The organism is Propioniciclava sp. MC1595 (assembly GCF_017569205.1).
Taxonomy (GTDB): Bacteria; Actinomycetota; Actinomycetes; order Propionibacteriales; family Propionibacteriaceae; genus Propioniciclava.
In genome coordinates this window covers 3,009,304-3,031,453 of record NZ_CP071870.1, presented here as the reverse complement: position 1 = coordinate 3,031,453, position 22,150 = coordinate 3,009,304, and the positions used below count along the sequence as shown (strand labels likewise).

Below are 22,150 nucleotides of genomic sequence, written 5' to 3'. Positions count from 1 at the left end.
ACATGAATATCAAGCGGTCCGGATTCCATCCCGCAGCCCAGCGCGACATAGGCGACTTTGTGGAGATCGGCCTGCGCCGGACACGGGCCGACCTGGCCGTCGTGCGGGCCGCGCAGTGGGCGTCCACCGATCGGCAGGCGGCGACGATCGTGGCCATGGCGGTGCAACAACGACTCGTCCACCCCACGGCCGTGCTCGCCCGCTGGGAGCGCACCGGGTACGCCCATCGGCGATCCGTGCTCGACGGCGTCATCGCCGACGTCTGCAACGGGGCGCAGTCACTGTCGGAACTCGACTTCGCTGCGCTGTGTCGACGTCGGGGGCTGCCTGAGCCGTCGCGCCAGGTCCTGCGATCGGGCACGCACGGCCGCGTGTACCTCGATGTCTTCTGGGACAAGTTCAACCTGCACGTCGAGATCCAGGGCGCCCAGCACTTCCAGGGCACGGCGGGGATCGATGACGCCCTCCGGTTCAACGACCTGGCCCTCGGCAACCGCGCGATGCGGAGCTTCCAGATTCCCGTCCTCGGACTGCGGGTGTGCCCCGACAAGTTCCTCGACCAGGTCGCGCGGGCCATCCACGAGCAGCCACGGGCGGGTGCGGCGGGCTGACCGCGAGGAGGATCACGCCGCCTGACCTGAGTTGGGTCACCGTTCGGCGATTCTTGCATCGGTAGGGGCCGTGACTTGCGGTGATGCCGTGGCTTGGTGCTTCGTTTAGGCACTAAGCGGGACTCTAGGATCGGGGCATGGCGTGGATTCGGCGGGTGCGGACGGCCTCGGGGGCGACCGCGGTGCAGATCGCTGAGTCGGTGGGTGGTCGACGTCGCATCGTGCGGCACGTGGGGTCGGCGCACGATGAGGCCGAGCTTGGGCTGCTGATGGCCCAGGCCAGCAAGCTGCTCCAGGACGATGCCCAGGGGCAGTTGGATCTGGGGCTGTCGCTGCCAGTTCCTTGGGCCGCGATGGTGCCGGCCCCGGCCGAGACGCTGTTCGGGGAGCAGGTCAAGGGCCCGGTGCGGCGCCCGGTGGTGGCCGCGCCTCGTGTGCTGCGAACGTCCTCGGCGTTGCTGTATGAGGCGTTGGCCGGGTGTACACCGACCTGGGTTTCGACGTCCTGGACGATGAGGTGTTCCGCGACCTGGTCATCGCGCGGGTGGTGGAGCCGACCAGCCTGCTGGACGTGGACCGGGTGCTGGCAGACCTGGGTCGGACCGCGGCCAGCCTGTCGACGCGCAAGCGCACGTTGGGCCGATGCCAGGACGGGGCCTACCGCGACCAGGTCGCCAAACTGTGCTTCGAGCAGGCCCGGGCCAGCGGGGATGTGTCGTTGTGCCTGTACGACGTGACCACGCTGCACTTCGAAGCCGCTGAGGAAGATGCCCTGCGCAAGGTCGGCTACTCCAAGGAACGCCGGGTCGACCCGCAGATCATCGTCGGTCTGCTGGTCGACCGGCACGGTTTCCCGTTGGAGATCGGGTGCTGGGAGGGCAACAAGGCCGAGACGCACACGATCGTGCCGATCATCGAGGCCTTCGCCGCCCGGCACGAGATCGAGGACTTGGTCGTGGTCGCTGACGCCGGGATGCTGTCGGCTGCCAATTTGAAGGCCCTGGATCAGGCCGGGCACACCTTCATCGTCGGGTCCAAGACCACCAAGGCCCCGATCGACCTGGCCTCCCACTTCCGCTGGCACGGGGATGTGTTCACCGACGGCCAGGTCATCGACACCCTGACCCCCAAGGTCGGCAAGAACACCGACAACGACACCGCCAAGCGTCGCGAGCCGGTCTGGGACCCCGAGCAGCACCGCAACTCGTGGCGGGCGGTGTGGTCCTACTCGGCCAAGCGGTTCGCCCGGGACAACAAGACCCTCACCGCCCAGGAGAACCGGGCCCGGGCAGCGATCGAGGGGGACAAACCAGCCCGGACGCCTAGGGCGTGTCGCGTAACTGATTTGGGTGGTTTGGGTCAGGGTTGTCTTTGTGACCAGGAGTCCTCAGTTCAGTGACGAGATGTGGGCGCGGATTGAGCCGTTGATGCCGCGTGGGGGCGCGAAGGGCGGCCGTCCGTGGAATGACCACCGGCGGACGGTGGAGGGCATCTGTTGGCGGTTGCGGACGGGGTCGCCGTGGCGGGACGTGCCGGCCGAGTTCGGATCGTGGTCGAGCTTGTGGCGCCGCTTCAACGCGTGGGCCCAGGACGGTACCTGGGACAAGATCCTCACCGCCATCGCCGGTTCACCGGAGGCAGAAGGTCTGGTCGCGGTGGTGGACGGCACGATCGTGCGGGCCCACAAGCACGCTGCCGGCGCCCGAAAAGGGGGATCCACCGAACTACAAGAATCCTCGGGCCGAACCAGCTGATCACGCCTTGGGGCACTCCCGTGGCGGGTGGACGACGAAGTCCCACGCCCTGGTCGACGCCTCCGGTCACCTGTGCTCGCTGGTGGTCACCCCGGGTCAGGCCGGTGAGAACCCCCGCCTGTTGGATGTGATCGATCTTGCCCCTCACCGGGTTGTCCGGGTGGTCGCGGACAAGGCCTACTCCCATCCCTCGACCCGAACCGAGCTCCGGCGGCGAAGGATCAAGGTGACCATCCCCGAACGCTCCGACCAGATCGCCCGTCGCAAGGCCAAGGGCAGCCGCGGCGGTCGCCCACCTGCCTTCGATCCCACCATCTACAAGGGCAGGAACGTGGTGGAACGCTTCTTCAACCGGATCAAGGAGTTCCGCGCCATCGCCACCCGCTACGACAAACTCGCTCGCAACTACCGCGCCGGCCTCGTCCTGGCCAGCACCATCATCTGCCTACGAGACCAGTTACGCGACACGCCCTAGGTTCGTCAAGACACAGACCGACGGACTGGTCCTGGACGAAGCCGCGCTGGCCCGAGCCCGGCGGTTGGCAGGACTCAAAGGCCTGGTCACCAACATCCCGGCCACGGTGCTGCCCGCTGCCGAGGTGATCAGCTCCTATGCCGACCTGTGGCACGTGGAGCACTCCTTCAGGATGTCCAAGAGTGACCTGAGGGCCCGCCCACTGTTCGCCAGACGACGCGACTCCATCGAGGCGCACCTGACCATCGTGTTCACCGCCCTAGCCATCGGCCGCACCGTCCAGGACCGGACCGGCCTGTCGCTACGTCGAGTCCTGCGCCAACTCCGTCCGCTGCGTTCAGCAACGATCCAGGCCAACGGCGCTATCCAGACCCTGCCACCAGCCCCCGGCGACGACGAGCAGGCCGTCCTTGACGACCTCAAACAAGCCAGCTCAAGGCACTAAGCCGCTTGACCCAACTCAGGCCTGAGTGCCGCGGCACCCCAAGGGCGTGACGCAAACGGCGGACGCCTCGGGCACGCGGCCGCCTCGATCGTCAGCCGAACACCCCCGCCAGCGCGAGCGCGCCGATGATGAACCCGACGAACACCACCACCAGCGGCACGATGGCCACCGGGCGGATGTCGCGGGGCAGCTTGCGCACCAGGAAGTACGACCCGACCACGACCAGCGCGCCGATGGTGAGCAGTGCCCAGAGCAGGAGGTCCACGCGACCATCCTGCCAGCGCACCCATGTACACTGACGCGCGTCGCACGGCGTCGATGGGGCCATCACCCCGGAGCTGCCGGAAGAACGGGTCTCGAAGCTCAACCACGAGCGGAGGCCTCACTAGAACCGGCCGCGGCGAGCAAGAGTGGGGCCTTCGACAAGCTCAGGCAGCGACAAGCTCAGGCAACTGAGAGTCGACGACCCAAGAAGGGTGGTACCGCGGGGTTCGCCTCGTCCCTTCGGCTTCGACAGGCTGGAGCTTCGACAGGCTCAGCCAACGGGACGAGACGAAGAGGGACCACATGACCACCCAGCCCGGGTACAACGCCGTCGCGCCGCAGGTCGACCTGCCGGCGCTGGAGCACGACGTGCTCGCGTTCTGGCGCGACAACGACACTTTCAGCAAGTCGCTGGCGCAGACCGCCGACGGCCCCCGTTGGACGTTCTACGAGGGCCCGCCCACCGCCAACGGCATGCCGGGCACCCACCACATCGAGGCGCGCGCTTTCAAGGACGTGTTCCCGCGTTTCAAGACGATGCAGGGCTTCCGCGTCGACCGGAAGGCCGGGTGGGACTGCCACGGACTGCCCGTCGAGCTCGCCGTCGAGAAGGAGCTCGGCTTCTCCGGCAAGGCCGACATCGAGGCCTACGGCGTCGAGGCGTTCAACGAGCGCTGCCGCGCGTCGGTCACCCGCCACGTCGACGCCTGGACCGGTCTCACCGAGCGCATGGGCTACTGGGTGAACATGGACGAGGCCTACTGGACCATGAGCCCCGAGTTCGTGCAGTCGGTGTGGTGGAGCCTCAAGCAGATCCACGACGCCGGCCTGCTGGTCGAGGACTACCGCGTCGCCCCCTACTGCCCCCGCTGCGGCACGACGCTGTCCGACCACGAGCTCGCCCAGGGCTACGAGGACGTCACCGACCCGTCGGTCTACGTCCGCTTCCCGCTGACCAGCGGCCCGCTCGAGGGCAAGGCCGACCTGCTCGTCTGGACGACCACGCCTTGGACGCTCGTCTCCAACACCGCCGTCGCCGCGCACCCCGACGTCACCTACGTGGTCGCCTCGAAGGACGACGACACGCTCGTCATCGCCGAGCCGCTCGCCGAGAAGGTGCTCGGCGAGGACTGGAAGCTGGGCCCGTCCTTCTCCGGCAAGGAGATGGAGGGCTGGCGCTACCAGCGTCCGTTCGAGCTGGTCGAGTTCCCCGACGTCGTCGGCGGCACGCACTACGTCGTCAACGCCGAGTACGTCACGGTTGAGGACGGCACCGGCCTCGTGCACCAGGCGCCCGCCTTCGGTGAGGACGACATGATCACCTGCCGCGCCTACGGGCTGCCGATGGTGAACCCGATCCGCCCCGACGGCACCTTCGCGCCCGACGTTCCGATGGTGGGTGGGCAGTTCTTCAAGACCGCCGACAAGGCGCTCGTCGCCGACCTGCAGCAGCGCGGGCTGATGTTCCGCGTGCTCGACTACGACCACAGCTACCCGCACTGCTGGCGTTGCCACACCACGCTGCTCTACTACGCGCAGCCGTCGTGGTACATCCGCACGACCGCGATCAAGGACGCGCTGGTCCGCGAGAACGAGAAGACCAACTGGTACCCCGACCACATCAAGCACGGGCGCTACGGCGACTGGCTGAACAACAACGTCGACTGGGCGTTGAGCCGCAAGCGCTACTGGGGCACCCCGCTGCCCATCTGGCGCTGCGAGGACGACCACCAGGTCTGTGTGGGTTCTCTCGCCGAGCTGGGCAAGCTCGCCGGCCAAGACCTCGACGAGCTCGACCCGCACCGCCCGTTCGTCGACGACATCACGTTCGGCTGCCCGACCTGCGGCAAGCCCTCGCACCGCGTGCCCGAGGTCATCGACGCCTGGTACGACTCGGGCTCGATGCCGTTCGGCCAGTGGGGCTACCCGTGGGTCGAGGGCAGCAAGGAACGCTTCGAGCAGGCGTTCCCGGCCGACTTCATCTGCGAGGCCATCGACCAGACCCGTGGCTGGTTCTACTCCCAGATGGCCGTCAGCACGCTGGTCTTCGACCAGTCCGACTTCAAGAACGTGCTCTGCCTGGGCCACATCCTGGCCGAGGACGGCCGCAAGATGTCCAAGCACCTGGGCAACATCCTCGAGCCGATCCCGCTCATGGACCAGCACGGGGCCGACGCCGTGCGCTGGTTCATGGTCGCCGGCGGCTCGCCGTGGGCCTCGCGGCGCGTGGGCCACACGACGATCCAGGAGACCGTCCGCAAGGTGCTGCTGACGTTCTGGAACGCGGTCAGCTTCCAGTCGCTGTACGCCCGCACCAACAACTGGACGCCCAACGGCGCGGCCCCGGCGGTGGCCGAGCGCCCCGTCATGGACCGCTGGCTCGTCGCCGTGCGCAACGACCTGGTCCGCGACGTGACCGAGGCGCTGGAGGTCTTCGACACCCAGCGCGCCGGCACCCTCCTGTCGGAGTTCGTCGACGACCTCTCCAACTGGTACGTGCGCCGCTCGCGGCGCCGCTTCTGGGACGGCGAGCCCTCGGCCCTGTGGACCCTCCACGAGACCATCGACACCGTCACCCGCCTCATGGCCCCGATGGCGCCGTTCATCACCGAGCGCGTGTGGCAGGACCTCGTGGTCGCCGCCGTCCCGGGCGCGCCCGAGTCGGTGCACCTCGCCTCGTGGCCGACCGTGGACGCCGAGGCCTCCGACCCCGAGCTGGTGGCGTCCATGCGCCTGACCCGGCGCCTGGTCGAGCTCGGTCGCGGCGCCCGCTCCGAGGCGCAGGTCAAGACCCGCCAGCCGCTGCGCCGCGTGCTGGTGCCCTCGGCGTCCTTCGCGCGGCTGACCGACGAGCTCGTGGCCGAGATCGCCGCCGAGCTGAACGTCGGGGCGGTGGAGTCGTTCGCCTCGGCGGGGGACCTGGTCGACCACTCCGCCAAGGGCAACTTCCGCGCGCTGGGCAAGCGGTTCGGAAAGGACACCCCGAAGGTCGCGCAGGCGATCGCCGACGCGGACGCCGCGGCTCTGGCCGCCTCCCTGTCCGTCACCGGCGAGGCCACCGTGGACTGGGAGGGCGGCACCGTGGTGACCGCCGACGAGGTGATCGTGTCCGAGCGCCCGCGCGAGGGCTGGTCGGTCGTCAACGAGCAGGGCGAGACCGTCGCCCTCGACCTCGAGCTGACCCCCGAGCTGGTGCGCGCGGGCATGGTCCGCGAGGTCGTCCGCATGGTGCAGGACGCCCGCAAGCGGCTGGGCCTCGAGGTCTCCGACCGGATCTCCCTGACCTGGGCGGCCGGCGGCGAGCTCGGCGAGGCCCTGCGCGAGGCGTCCGGTCTCGTGGCCGACGAGGTGCTGGCCACCTCGATCGTCGAGGGGGAGCCGACCGGCACCGTCGTGACCGACGAGGAACTGGGCCTGTCGTTCGCGCTCGTCAAGGCCTGAGGCGTCCTCCGCGTTCGACCTTGTCGGGGGCACCTCGCTGGGGGAGACTGGCCGCATGAGCAGCGACATCCCCGCCGACGAGGTGACCGAGACCATCGAGGATCCGGGTAACGCGGACCCCGACATGGCCCTGCGCAGCGCGCAGGACGTCGACGACCCCACCGGCCGCCGGGCGCACGCCCAGCAGAACCCCGACGGGCCTCCCGGGGCGGGCCGCGAGCACGACGACAACGTCGAGGAGAGCGCGGACCCGGACGCCTGAGTCCGGTTCCCCCGTGGGGGTGAGGCGGCGCCCTGTGCCCTCCCGCAAGGCTGGATGCATCCCAACGGAAGGATGCAACATGTACAACGAGATGGACATCGACCGGATCCGTGGTGCTGTGGCTTACGACCAGTCCGGGGACCGCATCGGCAACGTCGGCGAGGTCTACCTGGACGACCAGACCGGCCAGCCCATGTGGGTCACCGTGAACACCGGCTTCTTCGGGCTGCGCACCAGCTTCGTCCCTCTTGAGGGATCCCGCTTCGAGGGCGACGACCGCCTCGTGCTCGCGCACGACAAGGACCGGATCAAGGACGCCCCGAACGTCGACGAGGACGGGCACCTCGACCGCGCCCAGGAGGACGAGCTGTACTCCTACTACGGCGTCGGCAGCGCTGCCGCGCTGGGCGCCGACCAGCTCCGCACCCGCCGCTGGGAGGACGAGAGCGTGCTCGGTGACCGCGGTGTCGCCGACGACCGTTCGATGTTCGACCGTGACGGTGACGAACGTGGACCGGTGGGCGAGGTCCTGGACGGGCCCGACGGCTCCGTCGGCGACCGCCGCGGCGACGTGGGCCTCGACCCGCACGGCGGCGACGCCGCCTACGACCGCGACGTGACCTACGACCGCGACCGCGCCTACGACGACGGCCCGCTGCTGGACGGCGATCGTGACGGCCGCGGCCCGATCGAGGAGGTCCTCGACGGCCCGGACGACCCGGCCAACCCGCGTCGCAACTGACGCAGCCACAGCGAAGGGGGGCGCCCGTGAGGGGGCGCCCCCCTTCCTGTGCTCAGCTGGCCTGCGCGCTCAGGGGACCCGGTGCGTCCAGGCCTCGGTGAGGAACTTGGTCTCCATCAGCTCGCGCGCGGCCTCGAGCTCGGCGTCGGTGTAGCTGCCCGGACGCGTGGCGTGGGTCGCCGCGAACGAGGCCATGAAGCGGGCGATGATCTCGTCGCGGGGGAGGCCGGTCTGCGAGCGCATCGGGTCGACCCGCTTGTTGGACGACTTGGTGCCCTTGTCGGACATCTTCTCCCGGCCGATCCGCAGCACGTCGAGCATCTTGTCGGCGTCGATGTCGTAGGCCATCGTCACGTGGTGCAGCACCGCACCGGACGCGAACCGCTTCTGTGCGGCGCCCGCGATCTTGCCCTTCTCGGAGGCGATGTCGTTCAGCGGCACGTAGCGCGCCTTGATGCCCACGTCGGCCAGGGCCGTCATCACCCAGTCGTCGAGGAACGCGTAACTCTGCTCGAAGCTCAGCCCCTCCACCAGTGAGGTCGGGGCGTGCAGCGAGTAGGTGATGCAGTTGCCGGGCTCCATGAACATGGCCCCGCCCCCTGAGATGCGCCGCACCACGCGGATGCCGTGCCGGTCCGCGCCCTCCTGGTCGATCTCGTTGACGTAGCTCTGGAAGCTGCCCATGACCACGAGCGCCGAGTCCCAGTCCCAGAAGCGCAGGGTGGGCCCGCGGCGTCCGGCGGCCACCTCCTTGGTGAGCACCTCGTCGAGGGCGACGTGCATGGCCGGGTCCATGGTGACCGGGCCGATCAGGTCGAAGGTGTGGTCGGCCCAGCTGGTCGCGTGGCCGAGCGCGCGCCGCACGGCGATGCCCACGGCGGCCGGGGTGAAGCCGATCATCTCGACCCCCTCGGGCAGGACCGCCTCGATGGCGTCGCCCAACCCGGTGGCCGAGGTCGTCTCGGGCAGGCCGACGAGGGTGGCGTTGATGTCCTCCAGCGCCTCATCGGGCTCGAGGAAGAAGTCGCCCTGCACGAACGCCGACGCGATCCGGCCGTCGGCCACCTCCACCTCGGCGGCGACCAGCTTGCCGCCCGGAACCTTGTACTCCCCACGCATGGGGGCCAGCCTACTGAGGCGGTCCGGGCAGGTAGGGCGGCGGCTTGCGCTGGTTGTTGGCGATCTGGCCCAGCGCGATGCTGCCGATGATCGCGATGATGATGAACAGCCCCCAGTTGCCGGTGAAGATGGCCAGCACGATCGCGGCGGGCCAGATCACCCCGCGCGCGACGCCGATCCAGTCGGTGCCCCCCGACGGGGCCGGGACGCCGGCGTCCGGCTTCTGGACCGGGAAGGTTCCGCCGAACCCGGACGCCGGGGCGGGCGGGGGCGGGACGGCCAGGCCCCGGCCCACACCGGGACGGGGGTCGGGCAGGTCGCCGAACAGCGGGGCGAAGTCGGTGGCGTAGCGGGCGGCGAGGGCGGCCGAGAGCCGCTCGTCGAACTCGGTCGCGTCGAGGCGTCCGGCCTCGAAGTGCTCGCGCAGCATCGCGGCGGCGGCGTCCCGCTCGGCGTCCGACAGCCGCTGGGGGACCGGTTCGTGGGTCATGCAGCCCTCCTGTTCGCCCCCATCCTGTCACGACCGGCCCGCGCAGGCGCCGCCCGGCCGCTGGGACGCCCGCCCAAGCCAGCAGCGACGTGGCAGAGTTGTCCGCGGTCGTTTTTCGGAAGAGCACAGGGGGTCACCCATGCGTGTCGTACAGAAGTTCGGCGGTTCGTCGGTGGCGGACGCCGCCAGCATCAAGCGCGTCGCCAAGCGGATCGTCGACGCCAAGGAGCAGGGCAACGACATCGTCGTGATCGTGTCCGCCATGGGCGACACCACCGACGAGCTGCTCGACCTGGCCCAGGAGGTCAGCCCCAGCCCGCGGCCGCGCGAGCTCGACATGCTGCTGACCGCGGGTGAGCGCATGAGCGCGGCCCTGCTGGCGATGGCGATCAACGACCTCGGCCACACCGCCCGCTCGTTCACGGGCAGCCAGGCCGGCGTCATCACCACCGAGAAGCACGGCGACGCCCGCATCATCGACATCACGCCCGGCCGCATCCACACCGCGCTGGAGGAGGGTGACGTCGTCATCGTCGCCGGCTTCCAGGGCGTCTCGCAGACGACGAAGGACGTGACCACGCTGGGCCGCGGGGCGTCCGACACCACCGCGGTGGCGCTCGCCGCAGCCCTCGGCGCCGACTACTGCGAGATCTATTCCGACGTCGACGGTGTCTTCACCGCCGACCCCCGCATCGTGCCGGGTGCGCAGCGCATCCCCGAGATCCGGTACGAGGAGATGCTGGAGATGGCCGCCAACGGCGCCAAGATCCTGCACCTGCGCTGCGTCGAGTACGCCCGCCGCGAGAACGTCCCGGTGCACGTCCGGTCGTCGTTCTCCGACAAGCCGGGCACCTGGGTCAAGCACATCGACGAGGAGGATTCCGTGGAGAACCCCATCATCACCGGCATCGCGCACGACCGCCACGAGGCCAAGATCACCGTCGTCGGCGTGCCCGACCGCGTGGGTGCGGCCGCCGAGGTGTTCACCACCGTCGCGGCGGCCGACATCAACATCGACATGATCGTGCAGAACGTGTCGGTCGAGGGCGGCACCACCGCCATCTCGTTCACGCTGCCGCAGTCCGACGGCAACAAGGCCATGGACGCCCTCCGCGCGGCCCAGCCGACCATCGGCTTCACCGAGCTGATCTACAACGACAAGATCGGCAAGGTGTCGGTCGTGGGCGTCGGCATGCGCTCGCACCCGGGCGTCTCCGCCACCGCGTTCCGCGCGCTGGCCGAGGCGGGCATCAACATCGAGATGATCTCCACCTCCGAGATCCGCATCTCGGTGCTGGTCGACGTCGAGGACCTCGACAAGGCCGTCCGCGCCGTGCACACCGCCTTCGGCCTGGACGCCGACGGCCAGGCCGTCGTCTACGCCGGCACGGGTCGCTGATTTTCATCGCACCGCCGGCGTCACCGCGATAGCGTGCTGTGATGAGGCTGTTGATCACCGGCCCGCCGGGTGCGGGCAAGGGAACACAGGCGTCGGCCCTTGCGGAACGCTATGCGATCCCGGCGATTTCGAGCGGTGACATCTTCCGCGACAACATCAAGCGCCACACCCCCCTGGGGGATCGCGTCGTCGAGATCATCGCCCGCGGCGATTTCGTGCCCGACGTGCTCACCACGTCGCTGGTGTTCCAGCGCATCATCGAGCCTGACTGCCGGCGCGGCTGGCTGCTCGACGGGTACCCCCGGACGGCCGCCCAGGTGGAGGCGCTCGACATCGCGCTGGCCGAGACCGGCACCGCACTGGACGCCGTGATCGCGCTGGTCGCCGACCCCGAGGTGCTGGTGGCGCGCATGCTGAAACGCGCGCAGGAGCAGGGCCGCGACGACGACAACGCCGACTCGATCCGCCACCGGATCGAGGTCTACCACGCCCAGACGGCCGACGTGATCGCGCTGTACCGCGATCGGGGCATCGTGCTCGATGTCGACGCCATCGGTTCCGTCGACGAGGTGCGTGAGCGGATCTTCGCCGCCGTGGACGGACTGGTCGGCGCCCGCTAGCAAGTCGCCCCCCAGCCCCCAGCCCCCAGCCCCCGGCCCGGGTCCGGTATCCCTTGTCTCGTGCGGACCGAACTCATGCCGTGGCATGGCACAGGCATCGGGATTGACCTGATTCCGGGACAGACTCATGCCGGTGCATGAGTTCGGTCCGAGCCCTGGGTGATCAGGGCCGTGCCTTCGGCGTCCGGGGTATTCTTGCCCCCAGACAGGGGAGCGCCCGAGGGGGCGCTGAGAGTGCGGAGCACCGCAGACCCTCGAACCTGATCCGGTTAGCACCGGCGTAGGGAGTCGAGATCTCATTCGGCCACCGTGGCCGTCCCCTCCGAGAAGGAGGAACAACCATGCCGACCATCCGTCGTACCACCCTCGCCGTCGCCGCGGCGGCGGTCGGGAGCCTGGCGCTGGCGTCCTGTGTGGCGTCGCCGACCGCGACCCCGGCCAACACGCCGGACGCCCCGGGCCAGACCCCGGCGGCCACCAGCCAGGCGCCCGCGAGCAACGGCAAGCTCACGGTCGTCACGCACGACTCGTTCAACCTGGGCGAGGAGCTGATCGCGAAGTTCGAGGCCGACTCCGGCCTCGACGTGACCTTCGTGGCCCCCGGCGACGCCGGCACCGTGACCAACCAGCTCGTGCTGACCAAGGACTCCCCGCTGGGCGACGTCGTGTTCGGCATCGACAACACCTTCGCCGGGCGCGCGCTCGACGAGGGCGTGGTGGCGCCCTACGAGGCCACGACGATCCCGGCCGCCGACGCCGAGGCGCTCAAGGCCGACGACAGCCACCGCCTCACCCCGATCGACTTCGGCGACGTGTGCCTCAACGCCGACACCGCGTGGTTCGAGGCGAACGGCAAGGCGATCCCCGCCACGCTCGACGACCTGGTCAAGCCCGAGTACAAGGACCTCCTGGTCGTCTCCAACCCGGCCTCCAGCTCGCCCGGGCTGGCCTTCCTGACCGCGACGGTCGGCGCCAAGGGCGAGGGCTGGGTCGACTACTGGAAGCAGCTGAAGGACAACGGCGTGCTCGTCGCCAAGGACTGGACCGAGGCCTACTCCGTCCAGTTCTCCGGCTCCGCCGGCAAGGGCCCCCGCCCGCTCGTGCTGAGCTACTCCACCTCGCCGGCCTTCGAGGTCGTCGACGGCAAGGCCCCGACCCAGAGCCTGCTGGGCACCTGTTTCCGCCAGGTCGAGTACGCGGGCGTCATCGAGGGCGCGGCCAACCCCGAGGGCGCGGGGGAGTTCATCGAGTTCCTGCTCAGCCCCGAGGTCCAGGCCGACATCCCCGGCGAGATGTACATGTACCCGGCCGTCCGCAGCACCGAGCTGCCCGCCGAGTGGGTGCAGTTCGCCCCGCTGAGCGACAACCCCTTCACGGTCCCGGCCACCGAGATCGCGGAGCAGCGCGACAGCTGGATCCGCACCTGGACCTCGACCGTCGTCGGCTGAGTCGGCTGGGTCGGCCAAGGTGACCAGGCGCGTCGGGTGGACGCTGGCGGGGGCGGTCCCGCTGGCGTTCCTCGGCGTGTTCTTCGCCTGGCCGGTCGCCACGCTGGTGGCCCGGGGGTTCTTCCCCGACGGCGCCTTCTCGCTCGAGGGCTTCCAGCAGGTCTTCTCCGAACCGCGGACGTGGCGCGTCATCACCACGACCCTCGCGCAGGCGGCCGCCGGCACCGTCATGTCGGTCCTGCTCGGCGTCCCGGGGGCCTGGGTGCTCTACCGCACCCGGTTCCCGGGGCGCTGGCTGGTCCGCGCGATCGTGACGATCCCGTTCGTGCTGCCCAGCGTGGTGGTCGGCGTCGCGTTCAAGAGCCTGGTCATCTCGACCGGGCCGCTCGGCCACCTCGGCCTCGACCAGAGCTTCGCGATCATCGTCGCCAGCCTGGTGTTCTTCAACTACGCGCTCGTCGTCCGCACGGTGGGCGCCCTGTGGGCCTCCCTCGACCCGCGGACCGAGCAGGCGGCGTCCGTGCTCGGCGCCTCGCCCGCCCGTGTCTTCCTCACCGTCACCCTCCCCGCCCTGGCCCCGGCGATCTTCTCCGCGGCCGCCCTGGTGTTCCTGTTCTGCGCGTCGGCGTACGGCGTCGTGATGGTGCTGGGCGGCGCCGGCTACGGCACGATCGAGACCGAGATCTGGTTCCTCACCGCCCAACTGCTCGACCTCGGCGGCGCCGCGGCACTGTCGATCGTGCAGCTCGTCGTGGTGGGCGCGAGCCTCGTCGTCGCCAATCGGCTCCAGGCGACGCAGGCCCGCGGGCAGCGGCTGCGCACCGACTCCTCGGTCGAGTCCCCCTGGCGCCTGCGGCGCGACGCCCTGCCCACCCTCGTCACCGCCGCCGTCGTGGTGGGCCTGCTGCTGTTCCCGATCTCGACGCTGGTGCTCCGCTCGCTGACCACGGCGTCCGGCCTCGGCCTGGACCACTACCGCAACCTCGCCACCACCGGCGGCGGCACGCTGTCGGTCCCGGTCTGGGACGCCGTCGGCAACTCCCTGCGCACCGCCACCGTGGCCACGCTGCTGGCCCTGGCGCTTGGCCTGCTCGTCAGCCTCGTCGTCTCCCGCAGCCCCCGCAACGAACTCGGACGCCGCGGGCTCGGCCTGCTGGACGCCGCGTTCATGCTGCCGCTGGGCGTCAGCGCGGTGACGGTGGGGTTCGGGTTCCTGATCACGCTCAACCGCCCGCCCCTGGACCTGCGCAGCTCGATGATCCTGGTCCCCATCGCGCAAGCCATCGTGGCGCTGCCCCTCGTCGTGCGGGTGCTGCTGCCGGTCCTGCGGGCCATCGACCCGCGGCTGCGGGAGGCGGCGGCGGTGCTGGGGGCGTCCCCGGGCAAGGTGCTGCGCGACGTCGACCTCGCGTTCGTGGCCCGCGGCCTCGGGCTGGCGACCGGGTTCGCGTTCGCGACGAGCCTGGGCGAGTTCGGGGCGACGTCGTTCCTGGCCCGGCCCGACGAGCCGACCCTGCCCGTGGTGGTGTTCCGGCTGATCGGACGCCCCGGCCTGGAGAACCAGGGCATGGGCATGGCGGCCGCGGTGCTGCTGGCGGTCGGCTGCGCGGTCGTGATGGGGTTGGCTGAGAGGATGAGGCCGGAGGAGGCCACGACATGGTGAACGAGGCAGGCGCCGGGCTGGGCGTCGAGGACGTGGTGGTGCGCTACCGCGTCACCGGCAACGACCAGCGCTACACGACGCCGAGCAAGCGACCCGTGGTCACGTGGGTCCCGCCCAAGCGGCCGGCCCCGGGCGAGGTGCGCACGGTCACCGCGGTCGACGGCGTGTCCCTGCACGTGGCGCCCGGCGAGGTGGTCGCCCTGCTCGGCGCCTCGGGCTCGGGGAAGAGCTCGCTGCTGCGCGCGATCGCCGGCCTCGAGCCGCTGGCCGAGGGCCGCATCACCTGGGACGGCCGCGACCTCGCCGGCACCCCCACCCACAAGCGCAACTTCGGGATGATGTTCCAGGAGCCGGCGCTGTTCCCGAGCCTGACCGTCGGCAAGAACGTCGCCTACGGTCTCCACAAGCTGCCCCGCGGGCGCCGACCCGAGGTGGTCGACCGGTTCCTCGAGCTCGTCGGCCTGCCCGGCTACCAGGACCGCAAAGTCACCGAGCTCTCGGGCGGCCAGGCCCAGCGCGTCGCCCTGGCCCGCGCGCTCGCCCCCGCCCCCCGCCTGCTCCTGCTCGACGAGCCGCTCTCGGCCCTCGACCGGGGCCTGCGCGAGCACCTGGTCGAGGTGCTCGGCGAGGTGCTGCGCCGCACCGGCACGACCGCCGTCCACGTCACGCACGACCAGGACGAGGCCTTTGCCCTCGCCGACCGCGTCGCGATCCTCGCCGACGGCCAGCTGCTGCAGCTCGACACACCCGACGCCCTGTGGCGGCGCCCGGCGAGCGCCGACGTGGCCACCTTCCTCGGCTACTCGACGTTCCTCACCCAGGTCGACGCGGAGGCCCTCGGCCTCGGCGAGCTCGCAGCCCGCCACGTCGTCGCGCTCGGCCCCGAGAGCCTGTCGGTCGACCCGAACGGGCTGCAGGTCGCGGTGCGTGAACAGCGCGGACGCCGTGGCTACGTCTCCGTCACCGTCCTGCTCCCCAGCGGCCAGAAGGCGGAGCTTCGCCTGCCGGAGAAGATCGGGTCGGCCACGGTCGGGGTGAGGACCGACGCGGACGCCGTGGCGGTCATCGGCTGACTGACGAGGGGGAACACGCATGAAGGTGGGGATCGTGCTGGGCTCGGTGCGCGACGGGCGCGCGGGCGAGGCCGTGGCGAACTGGGTGGCCAAGGGGGCCGCCGGTCGGGAGGCGACCTACGAGCTCATCGACCTCAAGGCGTTCGACGTGCCGCTGTTGACCACCAACACGCACCCGATGAGGGCGAAGAAGTCCTACGACGACGAGCGCGTGCAGGCGTGGAGCGACGCCATCGACGCGTGCGACGCGTACATCTTCGTGACGCCCGAGTACAACCACGGCGTCCCGGGGGCGCTCAAGAACGCCGTCGACAGCCTCGGGCAGGAGTGGGTCGGCAAGACCGCCGCCCTGGTCGGCTACGGCTCGGTGGGCGGCGTGCGCGCGATCGAGAACTGGCGCCTCGTGCTGGCCAACTTCTCGATGACCGTGACCCGGGCCGAGCTCAACCTGAACTCCTTCTTCGACTGGGCCGACGGGTTGTTCGCCCCGCTCGAGCGCCGGACGCAGGAGCTCACCGACCTCCTCGACGCCCTGGAGAAGGCGGCCGGCTAGGCCTCCTCGGCGAGGCGTCCCTCGATCTCGCGGGCGGCCTTGCGCAACGTCGCGACCATCGGACGCACCATCGGCGGCTCGAACCGGCTGGCCGGCATCGCGATGCCCAGGGAGGCGATCGCGACCCCGTCGGGGTCGTGAATGGCGTGCCCGAGCGCGAGCACGCCGCGCTCGGACAGCCCTTGGCCCCTCAGGCGCCTGCGCGTAGAGGGCCAGGACCTCCTCGTCGGTGAGCTCGGCGAGGATCGCCAGCCCGCCCGACGTGCGAAGAGGTTCAGTCCAACGAGACGATGGACGTCAACGCCCGCCGTGAGGGCACCGAGGTCCAGGAGTTCACGTCCGGCAAGCGCGCCGACGTGCTCATCATCGGGGGCGGCATCGGCGGCCTCGCCGCGGCCACCGCCCTCACCCAGAAGGGCCTCACGGTCAAGCTGTACGAGCGCCAGCGCGAGTTCGGCGAGGTCGGGGCCGGCATGCAGATCGCCTCGAACTGCACCAGCATCCTCGACGACCTGGGCCTGCTCGACGAGGCCAAGCGCCTCGGCGTCGTCCCCGACCGCATGGTCATGAAGGACGCCGTGGACGCCCCGCGAGCTCATCCACCTCGACCTGCGCCGGGTGGAGGAGCGCTACGGGACGCCCTACATGGTGATCCACCGCTCCGACCTGCACGGCATCTTCCTGCGCGCCGCACAGCGCCAGGGCGTCGAGCTGCACGGCGGCATGAAGGCCGTCGCGTACGACAACGTCGACGGCGGCGCCCGGGTCACGTTCGACGACGGTTCCACCGACGAGGCCGACGTGGTGATCGCCGCCGACGGCATCCACTCGGTCGCGCGCGCCTCGATCGTGCAGGACGAGCCCGTCAGCTCGGCCTACGTCGCCTACCGCGGCGCCGTGCCGATCGAGCTCGCCGCCGAGAACGACATCGACCCCGACGCCGTCCAGGTCTACGTCGGCCCCGGCTGCCACTTCGTGCAGTACGCCCTGCGCGCGGGCGAGATGTTCAACCAGGTCGCGGTCTTCGAGTCGCCCAAGGCCCTCGCCGGGCACCTGCGTGACGAGGAGCGCCTCGCGCGCAACGCCGTCTTCGACGGCCTCGACCCGCACGAGTGGGCGTTCACCGACTGGGTCTGGGGCCCGACCGCCCTGTTCCCCGAGGACGAGCCCGCGATGTACGAGCCGATCCCGATCCGCTGAGCGGACGACGACGCCGAAGGGCCGGATCTGCGTGGATCCGGCCCTTCGTGGTCGGGGTGACAGGATTTGAACCTGCGACCTCATCGTCCCGAACGATGCGCGCTACCAAGCTGCGCCACACCCCGATGGCCTCTAGGGCCGAGGAAGAGCATATCCCACGCCGGGTGGAATCTCACATCGCGTCCGAGCGCGGCGTCAGGGTCAGGAGGGTGACCTCGGGCGGACACGCGAACCGGTAGGGGGCGAACGGCGACATGCCGACCCCGGCGGAGACGTGGACCTGCGCGGTCCGCCCGCCGGCGCTGTGCTCGAAGAGGCCCTTCGCCTTCTCGGGCGGCAGGTCGCAGTTGGTGACGATCGCCCCGCGGCCCGGGATGCAGACCTGGCCGCCGTGCGTGTGGCCGGCCAGGACCAGCCCCACCCCGTCGGCGGTCATGGCGTCGAGGATCCGGAGGTAGGGGGCGTGCGTGACGCCGATCTCGACCGCGTCATCGGACGCCGGCCCCGCGACGGCCGGGTAGTCGTCCCGACCGTGGTGGGCGTCGCCGGTGCCGCGGAAGCGCAGCTTCTGGCCGTTCACCTCGAGCTCGGCCCGGCGCTCCTCCAGGTAGGTCCACCCGATGCCCTCGAGGGCCGCGCGGAGGGCGTCCGTCGGCAGGGGGTCGGGACTGCGCTTGCTCGGCTTGGACGACCCGAGCAGGTACTTCACCGGCAGGTTGAACCGGGGCAGCTCGAAGTCGTTGGAGCCGAACACGAACACGCCCGGGACCTCGACGAGGCGTCCGAGGGAGTCGATGAGCGGCTCGACCGCGTCGGGGGAGGAGATGTTGTCCCCGGTGGTCACGACCACGTCGGGCTGCAGGCCCGCGAGCCCGCGGAGGAAGTCCCGCTTGCGGGTCTGCCGGGGGAGCAGGTGGATGTCGGACACGTGCAGCAGCCGGATCGGGTCGGCCCCCGGGGGCAGGACCGCCACCGGGAAGCGTCGCACCTGGAACGCGGTGCGCTCGATCCCGATGCCATACGCGAGGCAGCCCGCGCCGACGGCCGCCGCGCCGGCGGCGAGGCGGCCGATCACCCGCGGCCCCTGGGCGGCTCAGCCGGCGGGGGCTCGCTGGGCGGCTCCGACGAGGGCGGGGCGCTGTTCGGGTCGGGCGTCGGCTCCGGCTTGGGGGCCGGGCCGGACGAGACCAGCAGGCGGATGGTGCTGAACTGCGGCGCGCGGTCCCGCGGCGAGATGCCGAGGAAGGTGCCGGCGGGCTCGGCGTTCTCCTGCTGGCTGATCGAGGTGCCGAAGCCGGCCTCCTGCAGCTTCGCGCGGCACTCGTTGAGGCCCAGGCCCGAGCAGCTGGGCACCGAGACCGTCGGCGGCACGTACTGGGTCGGGGGCACGAAGCGGTCGCGCGGCATGCCCTCGAGCGCCGCCCGCATGGCCGGCAGCCAGATGCCCTGGCCGGCTTCGCGGCCCGAGCTGCCGCGCAGGCGGGCGGTGCCGCTGCGCACGGGCTGGTTCTGCAGCTTGATGTTGTCGTACTTCTGGCCCTTGAAGCGCTCGTGCATGGGGTCGATGCCGATCATCGCCGCGCCGGCGAGGTTGGGCGTGTAGCCGACCAGCCAGACGGCCTTGGTGTTGCTGCCGTCGGTGCCGGTCTTGCCGGCCAGGTCGTAGCCCCGGATGTTGGAGCTGGACGCCGTGCCGCCGTTGAACGGACCGCGCATCACGTCGGTGATCCGGTCGGCGATCTCGGGGGGGATCACCTGCTCGCAGTTGGCCTGGGGGACCTCGAACTCCTTGCCGGCCTTGTTGACCACACCCTTCAGCAGGATCGGGTCGCAGCGCATGCCGCGCGCGGCCAGCGTCGCGTAGGCGTTCGCCAGGGAGATGGGCGACGACTCTGCTGCGCCGAGCGTGAACGACGGATAGTTGGACAGGACGTTGATGTCCTCGCCCTTCTTGTACTGGATCTTCAGGCCCAGCGTCTCGGCCATCCTGATCGAGTCGCAGATACCGACGTCCTGCTCCAGGGCGATGAAGTAGTTGTTCACCGAGTGCTTGGTGCCCGAGTACATGTCGAAGGTCCCGGATCCGCCGGCGTTGCGCGGGTCGTACGGGCTGTTGAACCGGAACGGACCATCGCAGTTCTTGAAGATCTCGCCCTTCCAGTCGCGCTGCTTCGGGGCGTCGTAGGTGCGGCTGGTCGGGTAGCCCTTGGCGATGGCCGCGGCCAGCACGAACATCTTGTAGGTCGAGCCACCGAAGTAGCCGGCCGCCTTGCCGATCTCCTTCTCCATCGCGTAGTTCAGGAACGTCTCGCCGGGGTTGGTGCCGATGTTGGGCCGGCTCTGCGCCATACCCTTGATCAACCCGGTGCCGGGCTCGATCATCACCATCAGCCCGATGACGGGGTCGGTGGGGTGCACGTAGTTCGACACGGCGGACTGGGCCGCGCGCTGGGTGCGCCCGTCGATCTCGGTCTGGATGGTGAGGCCGCCGCGCTCGACCATCCGCTCGCGGGACGCCCGGTCGGGGCCCAGGCTCGGCATCTGCAACAGGACCTCGAGGACCGTGTTGCACAGGTTCTGGAACTCAGAGGCCACGCACCCGTGCGGGGTCTCGGTGACCAGCGCCGGGTCGAAGCCCGTCTCCTTGGCGGCGGCCACCTGGGCCTTGGTCACCGCCGGGATGAAGTGCCACACCTCGGGCTTGTCGGCCTGGCTGAGCATGACGTCCAACACGTTGTTGCGGCGCTCGAGCGCGATCTTGGGGTAGCGGATGGGGTCGGACGTGGCCGGGTTGCGCACAAGGCCCGCGAGCATGGCCGACTGGGTCAGGTCGAGGTCCTTGGCGGAGACGTTGAAGTACCGCTTGGCGGCCGCCTCGACGCCGTAGGCGCCAGCCCCGTAGTAGGAGAGGTTCAGGTAGCGCTCGAGGATCTCGTCCTTGCTGAGCTTCTCCTCCAGCGCGATCGCATAGCGGAGCTCGAGCAGCTTGCGGGCGAAGGTGCGGTCGTAGGCGGCGGCGATGCCCTCGGCGTCGTTGTCGGCGACGGCCTTGTCGAGCAGCGCGAGCTTCACGTACTGCTGGGTGAGGGTCGAGCCGCCCTGCATGTTGCCGCTGGAGGTGCGCACGAGGGCGCGCAGCGTGCCGCGGAGGTCCAGGGCGCCGTGGAGGTAGAAGCGCTGGTCCTCCACGGCCATCTGGGCCTGCTTCATGGTGTCGGAGATCTCCGACAGCGGCACGTAGGCACGGTTCTCGTCGAAGAAGTTGGTCAGGACCGTCCCGTCGGCCATGAGCACCGTCGACCCCTCGGCGGGGGGAGGCGTCTCGATGTCCTTCGGCAGCGCCTGCAGCGCGTTGGCGCTGACCTTGGCGAGTTCGGCGGTCACTCCTGCCGCGGGCACGGCGACACCGGCCACGAGGACCCCGCCGAGGACGCTGACGAGGAGGAACATCAAGGCCGAATACAGTTTGCGACCCACGGTTGGTGCACGCATGGGGTCCAGAGTACGTGATCAACCTGTCAAGCCCCGCGAGCGCCCTCGCGGGGCGGCTGCGACGATGGCAGTTGGCGGCAACACCGTTGTGAAAGTTGCACACATCCCTCTACCATGTTGTGACGCGGTGAGGGTCACCCCGTGTGGCAAGGGAAGAAGGTCGGGCAATGACGCTCATCGAGACCGACGACTGGACGCTGCAGGCGAAGTGCCGCGGGATGCAGGACAAGCTGTTCCCCGAGGGCGCCGACCAGAAGCGTGCGCGTGCGGTCTGCATGGGCTGCTCCGTCCGTTCCCAGTGCCTCGCCGAAGCCCTCGACAATCGCATCGAGTGGGGCGTGTGGGGTGGCATGACCGAGCGTGAGCGCCGCCAGTTGCTCCGCCAGCGCACCGACATCTCGTCGTGGCAGTCGGTGCTCTGCGGCAAGAAGAAGGACGACTGACCCCGACACCCCCGATGGGTAGGGTGTGCCCATGACCAAGTGGGAATACGCCACCGCACCGGTCCTGGTGCACGCGACCAAGCAGATCCTCGACAACTGGGGCGCCGACGGCTGGGAGCTCGTCTCCATCGTGCCCGGCCCCAACCCGCAGAACGTGGTGGCCTACTTCAAGCGCCCGCTGCCGGAGGCCCAGTGACCACCCCCTCCCAGCGCCTGGCCGAACTGGGCCTCGAGCTCCCGCCCGTCGCCGCCCCCGTGGCCGCCTACGTCCCGGCCACGGCTTCCGCCGGCCTGGTGATGACCTCGGGCCAGCTGCCCACCGTCGCGGGCACGCTCGTCGCCACCGGCAAGGTGGGCGCCGACCTGACGCTGGAGCAGGCCACCGACGCCGCGCGGACCGCGGCCCTCAACGCCCTGGCCGCGGCGGCGTCCGTGACCGGCGGGCTCGACAGCATCGCCCGCATCGTGAAGGCCACCGTCTTCGTGGCGTGCACGCCTGACTTCACCGGCCAGCCGCAGGTCGCCAACGGCGCCAGCCAGCTGTTCGTCGCGGTCTTCGGCGATGCCGGCCAGCACGTGCGCAGCGCGGTCGGGGTGCCGGTGCTGCCGCTGGACGCCCCCGTCGAGGTCGAGCTGACGGTCGAGCCCGCCTGAGC

Annotated in this window: 20 protein-coding genes, 1 tRNA gene, 3 pseudogenes and 1 riboswitch; of the genes and pseudogenes, 18 read left to right on the top strand and 6 right to left on the bottom strand. The window is 70.3% G+C overall.

The features are described from left to right. Window positions 1-2 precede the first annotated feature (2 nt). From J4N02_RS14685 to J4N02_RS14670, 4 genes and pseudogenes are all read left to right on the top strand, one after another. Entirely contained in the window at window positions 3-611 is a 609-nt protein-coding gene (locus tag J4N02_RS14685; RefSeq protein WP_188334866.1) for a hypothetical protein, read from the top strand. A gap of 478 nt (window positions 612-1,089) precedes the next feature. Then, on the top strand, window positions 1,090-2,010 hold the full coding sequence (locus tag J4N02_RS14680) for an IS1634 family transposase (RefSeq protein WP_208090999.1): 921 nt from the start codon (window positions 1,090-1,092) through the stop codon (window positions 2,008-2,010). Further along, a pseudogene (locus J4N02_RS14675) lies at window positions 1,985-2,840 on the top strand (IS5 family transposase). The gene J4N02_RS14680 and the pseudogene J4N02_RS14675 overlap by 26 nt, the downstream one beginning before the upstream one ends. After that, window positions 2,827-3,285, top strand: a pseudogene (locus J4N02_RS14670) (IS1634 family transposase); the annotation flags it as partial. The pseudogenes J4N02_RS14675 and J4N02_RS14670, both read left to right, overlap by 14 nt. Before the next feature lie 91 nt (window positions 3,286-3,376). On the opposite strand, the gene J4N02_RS14665 reads toward J4N02_RS14670, so the two are convergent. Next, window positions 3,377-3,550 (bottom strand): hypothetical protein, encoded by a 174-nt coding sequence (locus tag J4N02_RS14665; protein WP_182817082.1) that lies wholly within the window; start codon window positions 3,548-3,550, stop codon window positions 3,377-3,379. 302 nt (window positions 3,551-3,852) lie between these two features. On the opposite strand from J4N02_RS14665, the gene ileS reads away from it, so the two are divergent. The 3 genes from ileS to J4N02_RS14650 all read left to right on the top strand — a co-directional run bounded on the left by ileS (window position 3,853) and on the right by J4N02_RS14650 (window position 7,994). Further along, the gene (ileS, locus tag J4N02_RS14660) at window positions 3,853-6,990 is read left to right on the top strand and encodes an isoleucine--tRNA ligase (RefSeq protein WP_182817084.1); all 3,138 of its coding nucleotides are present in this window, start codon (window positions 3,853-3,855) and stop codon (window positions 6,988-6,990) included. A gap of 55 nt (window positions 6,991-7,045) precedes the next feature. Further along, complete coding sequence (locus J4N02_RS14655; protein WP_182817086.1) at window positions 7,046-7,252, top strand: hypothetical protein; 207 nt, start codon at window positions 7,046-7,048, stop codon at window positions 7,250-7,252. A gap of 79 nt (window positions 7,253-7,331) precedes the next feature. Beyond that, complete coding sequence (locus J4N02_RS14650; protein ID WP_208090997.1) at window positions 7,332-7,994, top strand: PRC-barrel domain-containing protein; 663 nt, start codon at window positions 7,332-7,334, stop codon at window positions 7,992-7,994. A gap of 69 nt (window positions 7,995-8,063) precedes the next feature. On the opposite strand, the gene J4N02_RS14645 is transcribed toward J4N02_RS14650, so the two are convergent. Together J4N02_RS14645 and J4N02_RS14640 are read right to left on the bottom strand one after the other, a co-directional pair. Continuing rightward, window positions 8,064-9,113 (bottom strand): biotin/lipoate A/B protein ligase family protein, encoded by a 1,050-nt coding sequence (locus J4N02_RS14645; protein WP_188334064.1) that lies wholly within the window; start codon window positions 9,111-9,113, stop codon window positions 8,064-8,066. Window positions 9,114-9,123: 10 nt separating this feature from the next. Continuing rightward, window positions 9,124-9,603 carry a DUF1707 domain-containing protein gene (locus tag J4N02_RS14640; protein ID WP_182817090.1) on the bottom strand — a complete coding sequence of 160 codons (480 nt, stop codon included), beginning with the start codon at window positions 9,601-9,603 and terminating at the stop codon, window positions 9,124-9,126. A gap of 139 nt (window positions 9,604-9,742) precedes the next feature. On the opposite strand from J4N02_RS14640, the gene J4N02_RS14635 reads away from it, so the two are divergent. The 8 genes and pseudogenes from J4N02_RS14635 (at window position 9,743) to J4N02_RS14600 (ending at window position 17,559) form a co-directional block, all read left to right on the top strand. After that, complete coding sequence (locus J4N02_RS14635) at window positions 9,743-11,002, top strand: aspartate kinase (RefSeq protein ID WP_182817091.1); 1,260 nt, start codon at window positions 9,743-9,745, stop codon at window positions 11,000-11,002. A 41-nt stretch (window positions 11,003-11,043) separates the two neighbouring features. Further along, on the top strand, window positions 11,044-11,622 hold the full coding sequence (locus tag J4N02_RS14630) for an adenylate kinase (RefSeq protein WP_182817093.1): 579 nt from the start codon (window positions 11,044-11,046) through the stop codon (window positions 11,620-11,622). Between the two features lie 197 nt (window positions 11,623-11,819). Continuing rightward, window positions 11,820-11,926: riboswitch (TPP riboswitch) on the top strand. A 37-nt stretch (window positions 11,927-11,963) separates the two neighbouring features. Next, window positions 11,964-13,070, top strand: coding sequence for a thiamine ABC transporter substrate binding subunit (locus J4N02_RS14625; RefSeq protein ID WP_188334065.1), 1,107 nt, complete (start codon window positions 11,964-11,966; stop codon window positions 13,068-13,070). A 19-nt stretch (window positions 13,071-13,089) separates the two neighbouring features. Beyond that, complete coding sequence (locus tag J4N02_RS14620) at window positions 13,090-14,733, top strand: iron ABC transporter permease (protein ID WP_188334066.1); 1,644 nt, start codon at window positions 13,090-13,092, stop codon at window positions 14,731-14,733. Further along, a complete protein-coding gene (locus J4N02_RS14615) occupies window positions 14,727-15,806 on the top strand; it encodes an ABC transporter ATP-binding protein (RefSeq protein ID WP_188334067.1) in 1,080 nt (359 codons plus the stop codon). Before J4N02_RS14620 ends, J4N02_RS14615 begins: the two co-directional genes overlap by 7 nt. A 19-nt stretch (window positions 15,807-15,825) precedes the next feature. Continuing rightward, the gene (locus J4N02_RS14610) at window positions 15,826-16,359 is read left to right on the top strand and encodes an NADPH-dependent FMN reductase (protein ID WP_188334068.1); all 534 of its coding nucleotides are present in this window, start codon (window positions 15,826-15,828) and stop codon (window positions 16,357-16,359) included. Window positions 16,360-16,649: 290 nt separating this feature from the next. Beyond that, window positions 16,650-16,865, top strand: a pseudogene (locus J4N02_RS17465) (FAD-dependent oxidoreductase); the annotation flags it as partial. Window positions 16,866-16,977: 112 nt separating this feature from the next. After that, complete coding sequence (locus J4N02_RS14600; protein WP_208090995.1) at window positions 16,978-17,559, top strand: hypothetical protein; 582 nt, start codon at window positions 16,978-16,980, stop codon at window positions 17,557-17,559. 48 nt (window positions 17,560-17,607) lie between these two features. Here the strand turns inward: J4N02_RS14600 and J4N02_RS14595 are convergent. The 3 genes from J4N02_RS14595 to J4N02_RS14585 all read right to left on the bottom strand — a co-directional run bounded on the left by J4N02_RS14595 (window position 17,608) and on the right by J4N02_RS14585 (window position 21,009). Beyond that, window positions 17,608-17,684, bottom strand: a tRNA-Pro gene (locus J4N02_RS14595). A gap of 47 nt (window positions 17,685-17,731) precedes the next feature. Further along, on the bottom strand, window positions 17,732-18,634 hold the full coding sequence (locus J4N02_RS14590; RefSeq protein ID WP_188334070.1) for a metallophosphoesterase: 903 nt from the start codon (window positions 18,632-18,634) through the stop codon (window positions 17,732-17,734). Next, a complete protein-coding gene (locus tag J4N02_RS14585) occupies window positions 18,631-21,009 on the bottom strand; it encodes a transglycosylase domain-containing protein (protein WP_188334071.1) in 2,379 nt (792 codons plus the stop codon). Before J4N02_RS14585 ends, J4N02_RS14590 begins: the two co-directional genes overlap by 4 nt. Before the next feature lie 260 nt (window positions 21,010-21,269). On the opposite strand from J4N02_RS14585, the gene J4N02_RS14580 reads away from it, so the two are divergent. Genes J4N02_RS14580 through J4N02_RS14570 form a run of 3 tightly spaced genes read left to right on the top strand, consistent with a single transcriptional unit; the run spans window position 21,270 to window position 22,148 of the window. Then, window positions 21,270-21,494 (top strand): WhiB family transcriptional regulator, encoded by a 225-nt coding sequence (locus J4N02_RS14580; RefSeq protein WP_375539360.1) that lies wholly within the window; start codon window positions 21,270-21,272, stop codon window positions 21,492-21,494. A gap of 31 nt (window positions 21,495-21,525) precedes the next feature. Then, on the top strand, window positions 21,526-21,690 hold the full coding sequence (locus tag J4N02_RS14575) for a DUF4177 domain-containing protein (protein ID WP_182817111.1): 165 nt from the start codon (window positions 21,526-21,528) through the stop codon (window positions 21,688-21,690). Beyond that, window positions 21,687-22,148 (top strand): RidA family protein, encoded by a 462-nt coding sequence (locus tag J4N02_RS14570; RefSeq protein WP_188334072.1) that lies wholly within the window; start codon window positions 21,687-21,689, stop codon window positions 22,146-22,148. The genes J4N02_RS14575 and J4N02_RS14570 overlap by 4 nt, the downstream gene beginning before the upstream one ends. The last annotated feature ends 2 nt before the right edge of the window (window positions 22,149-22,150 follow it).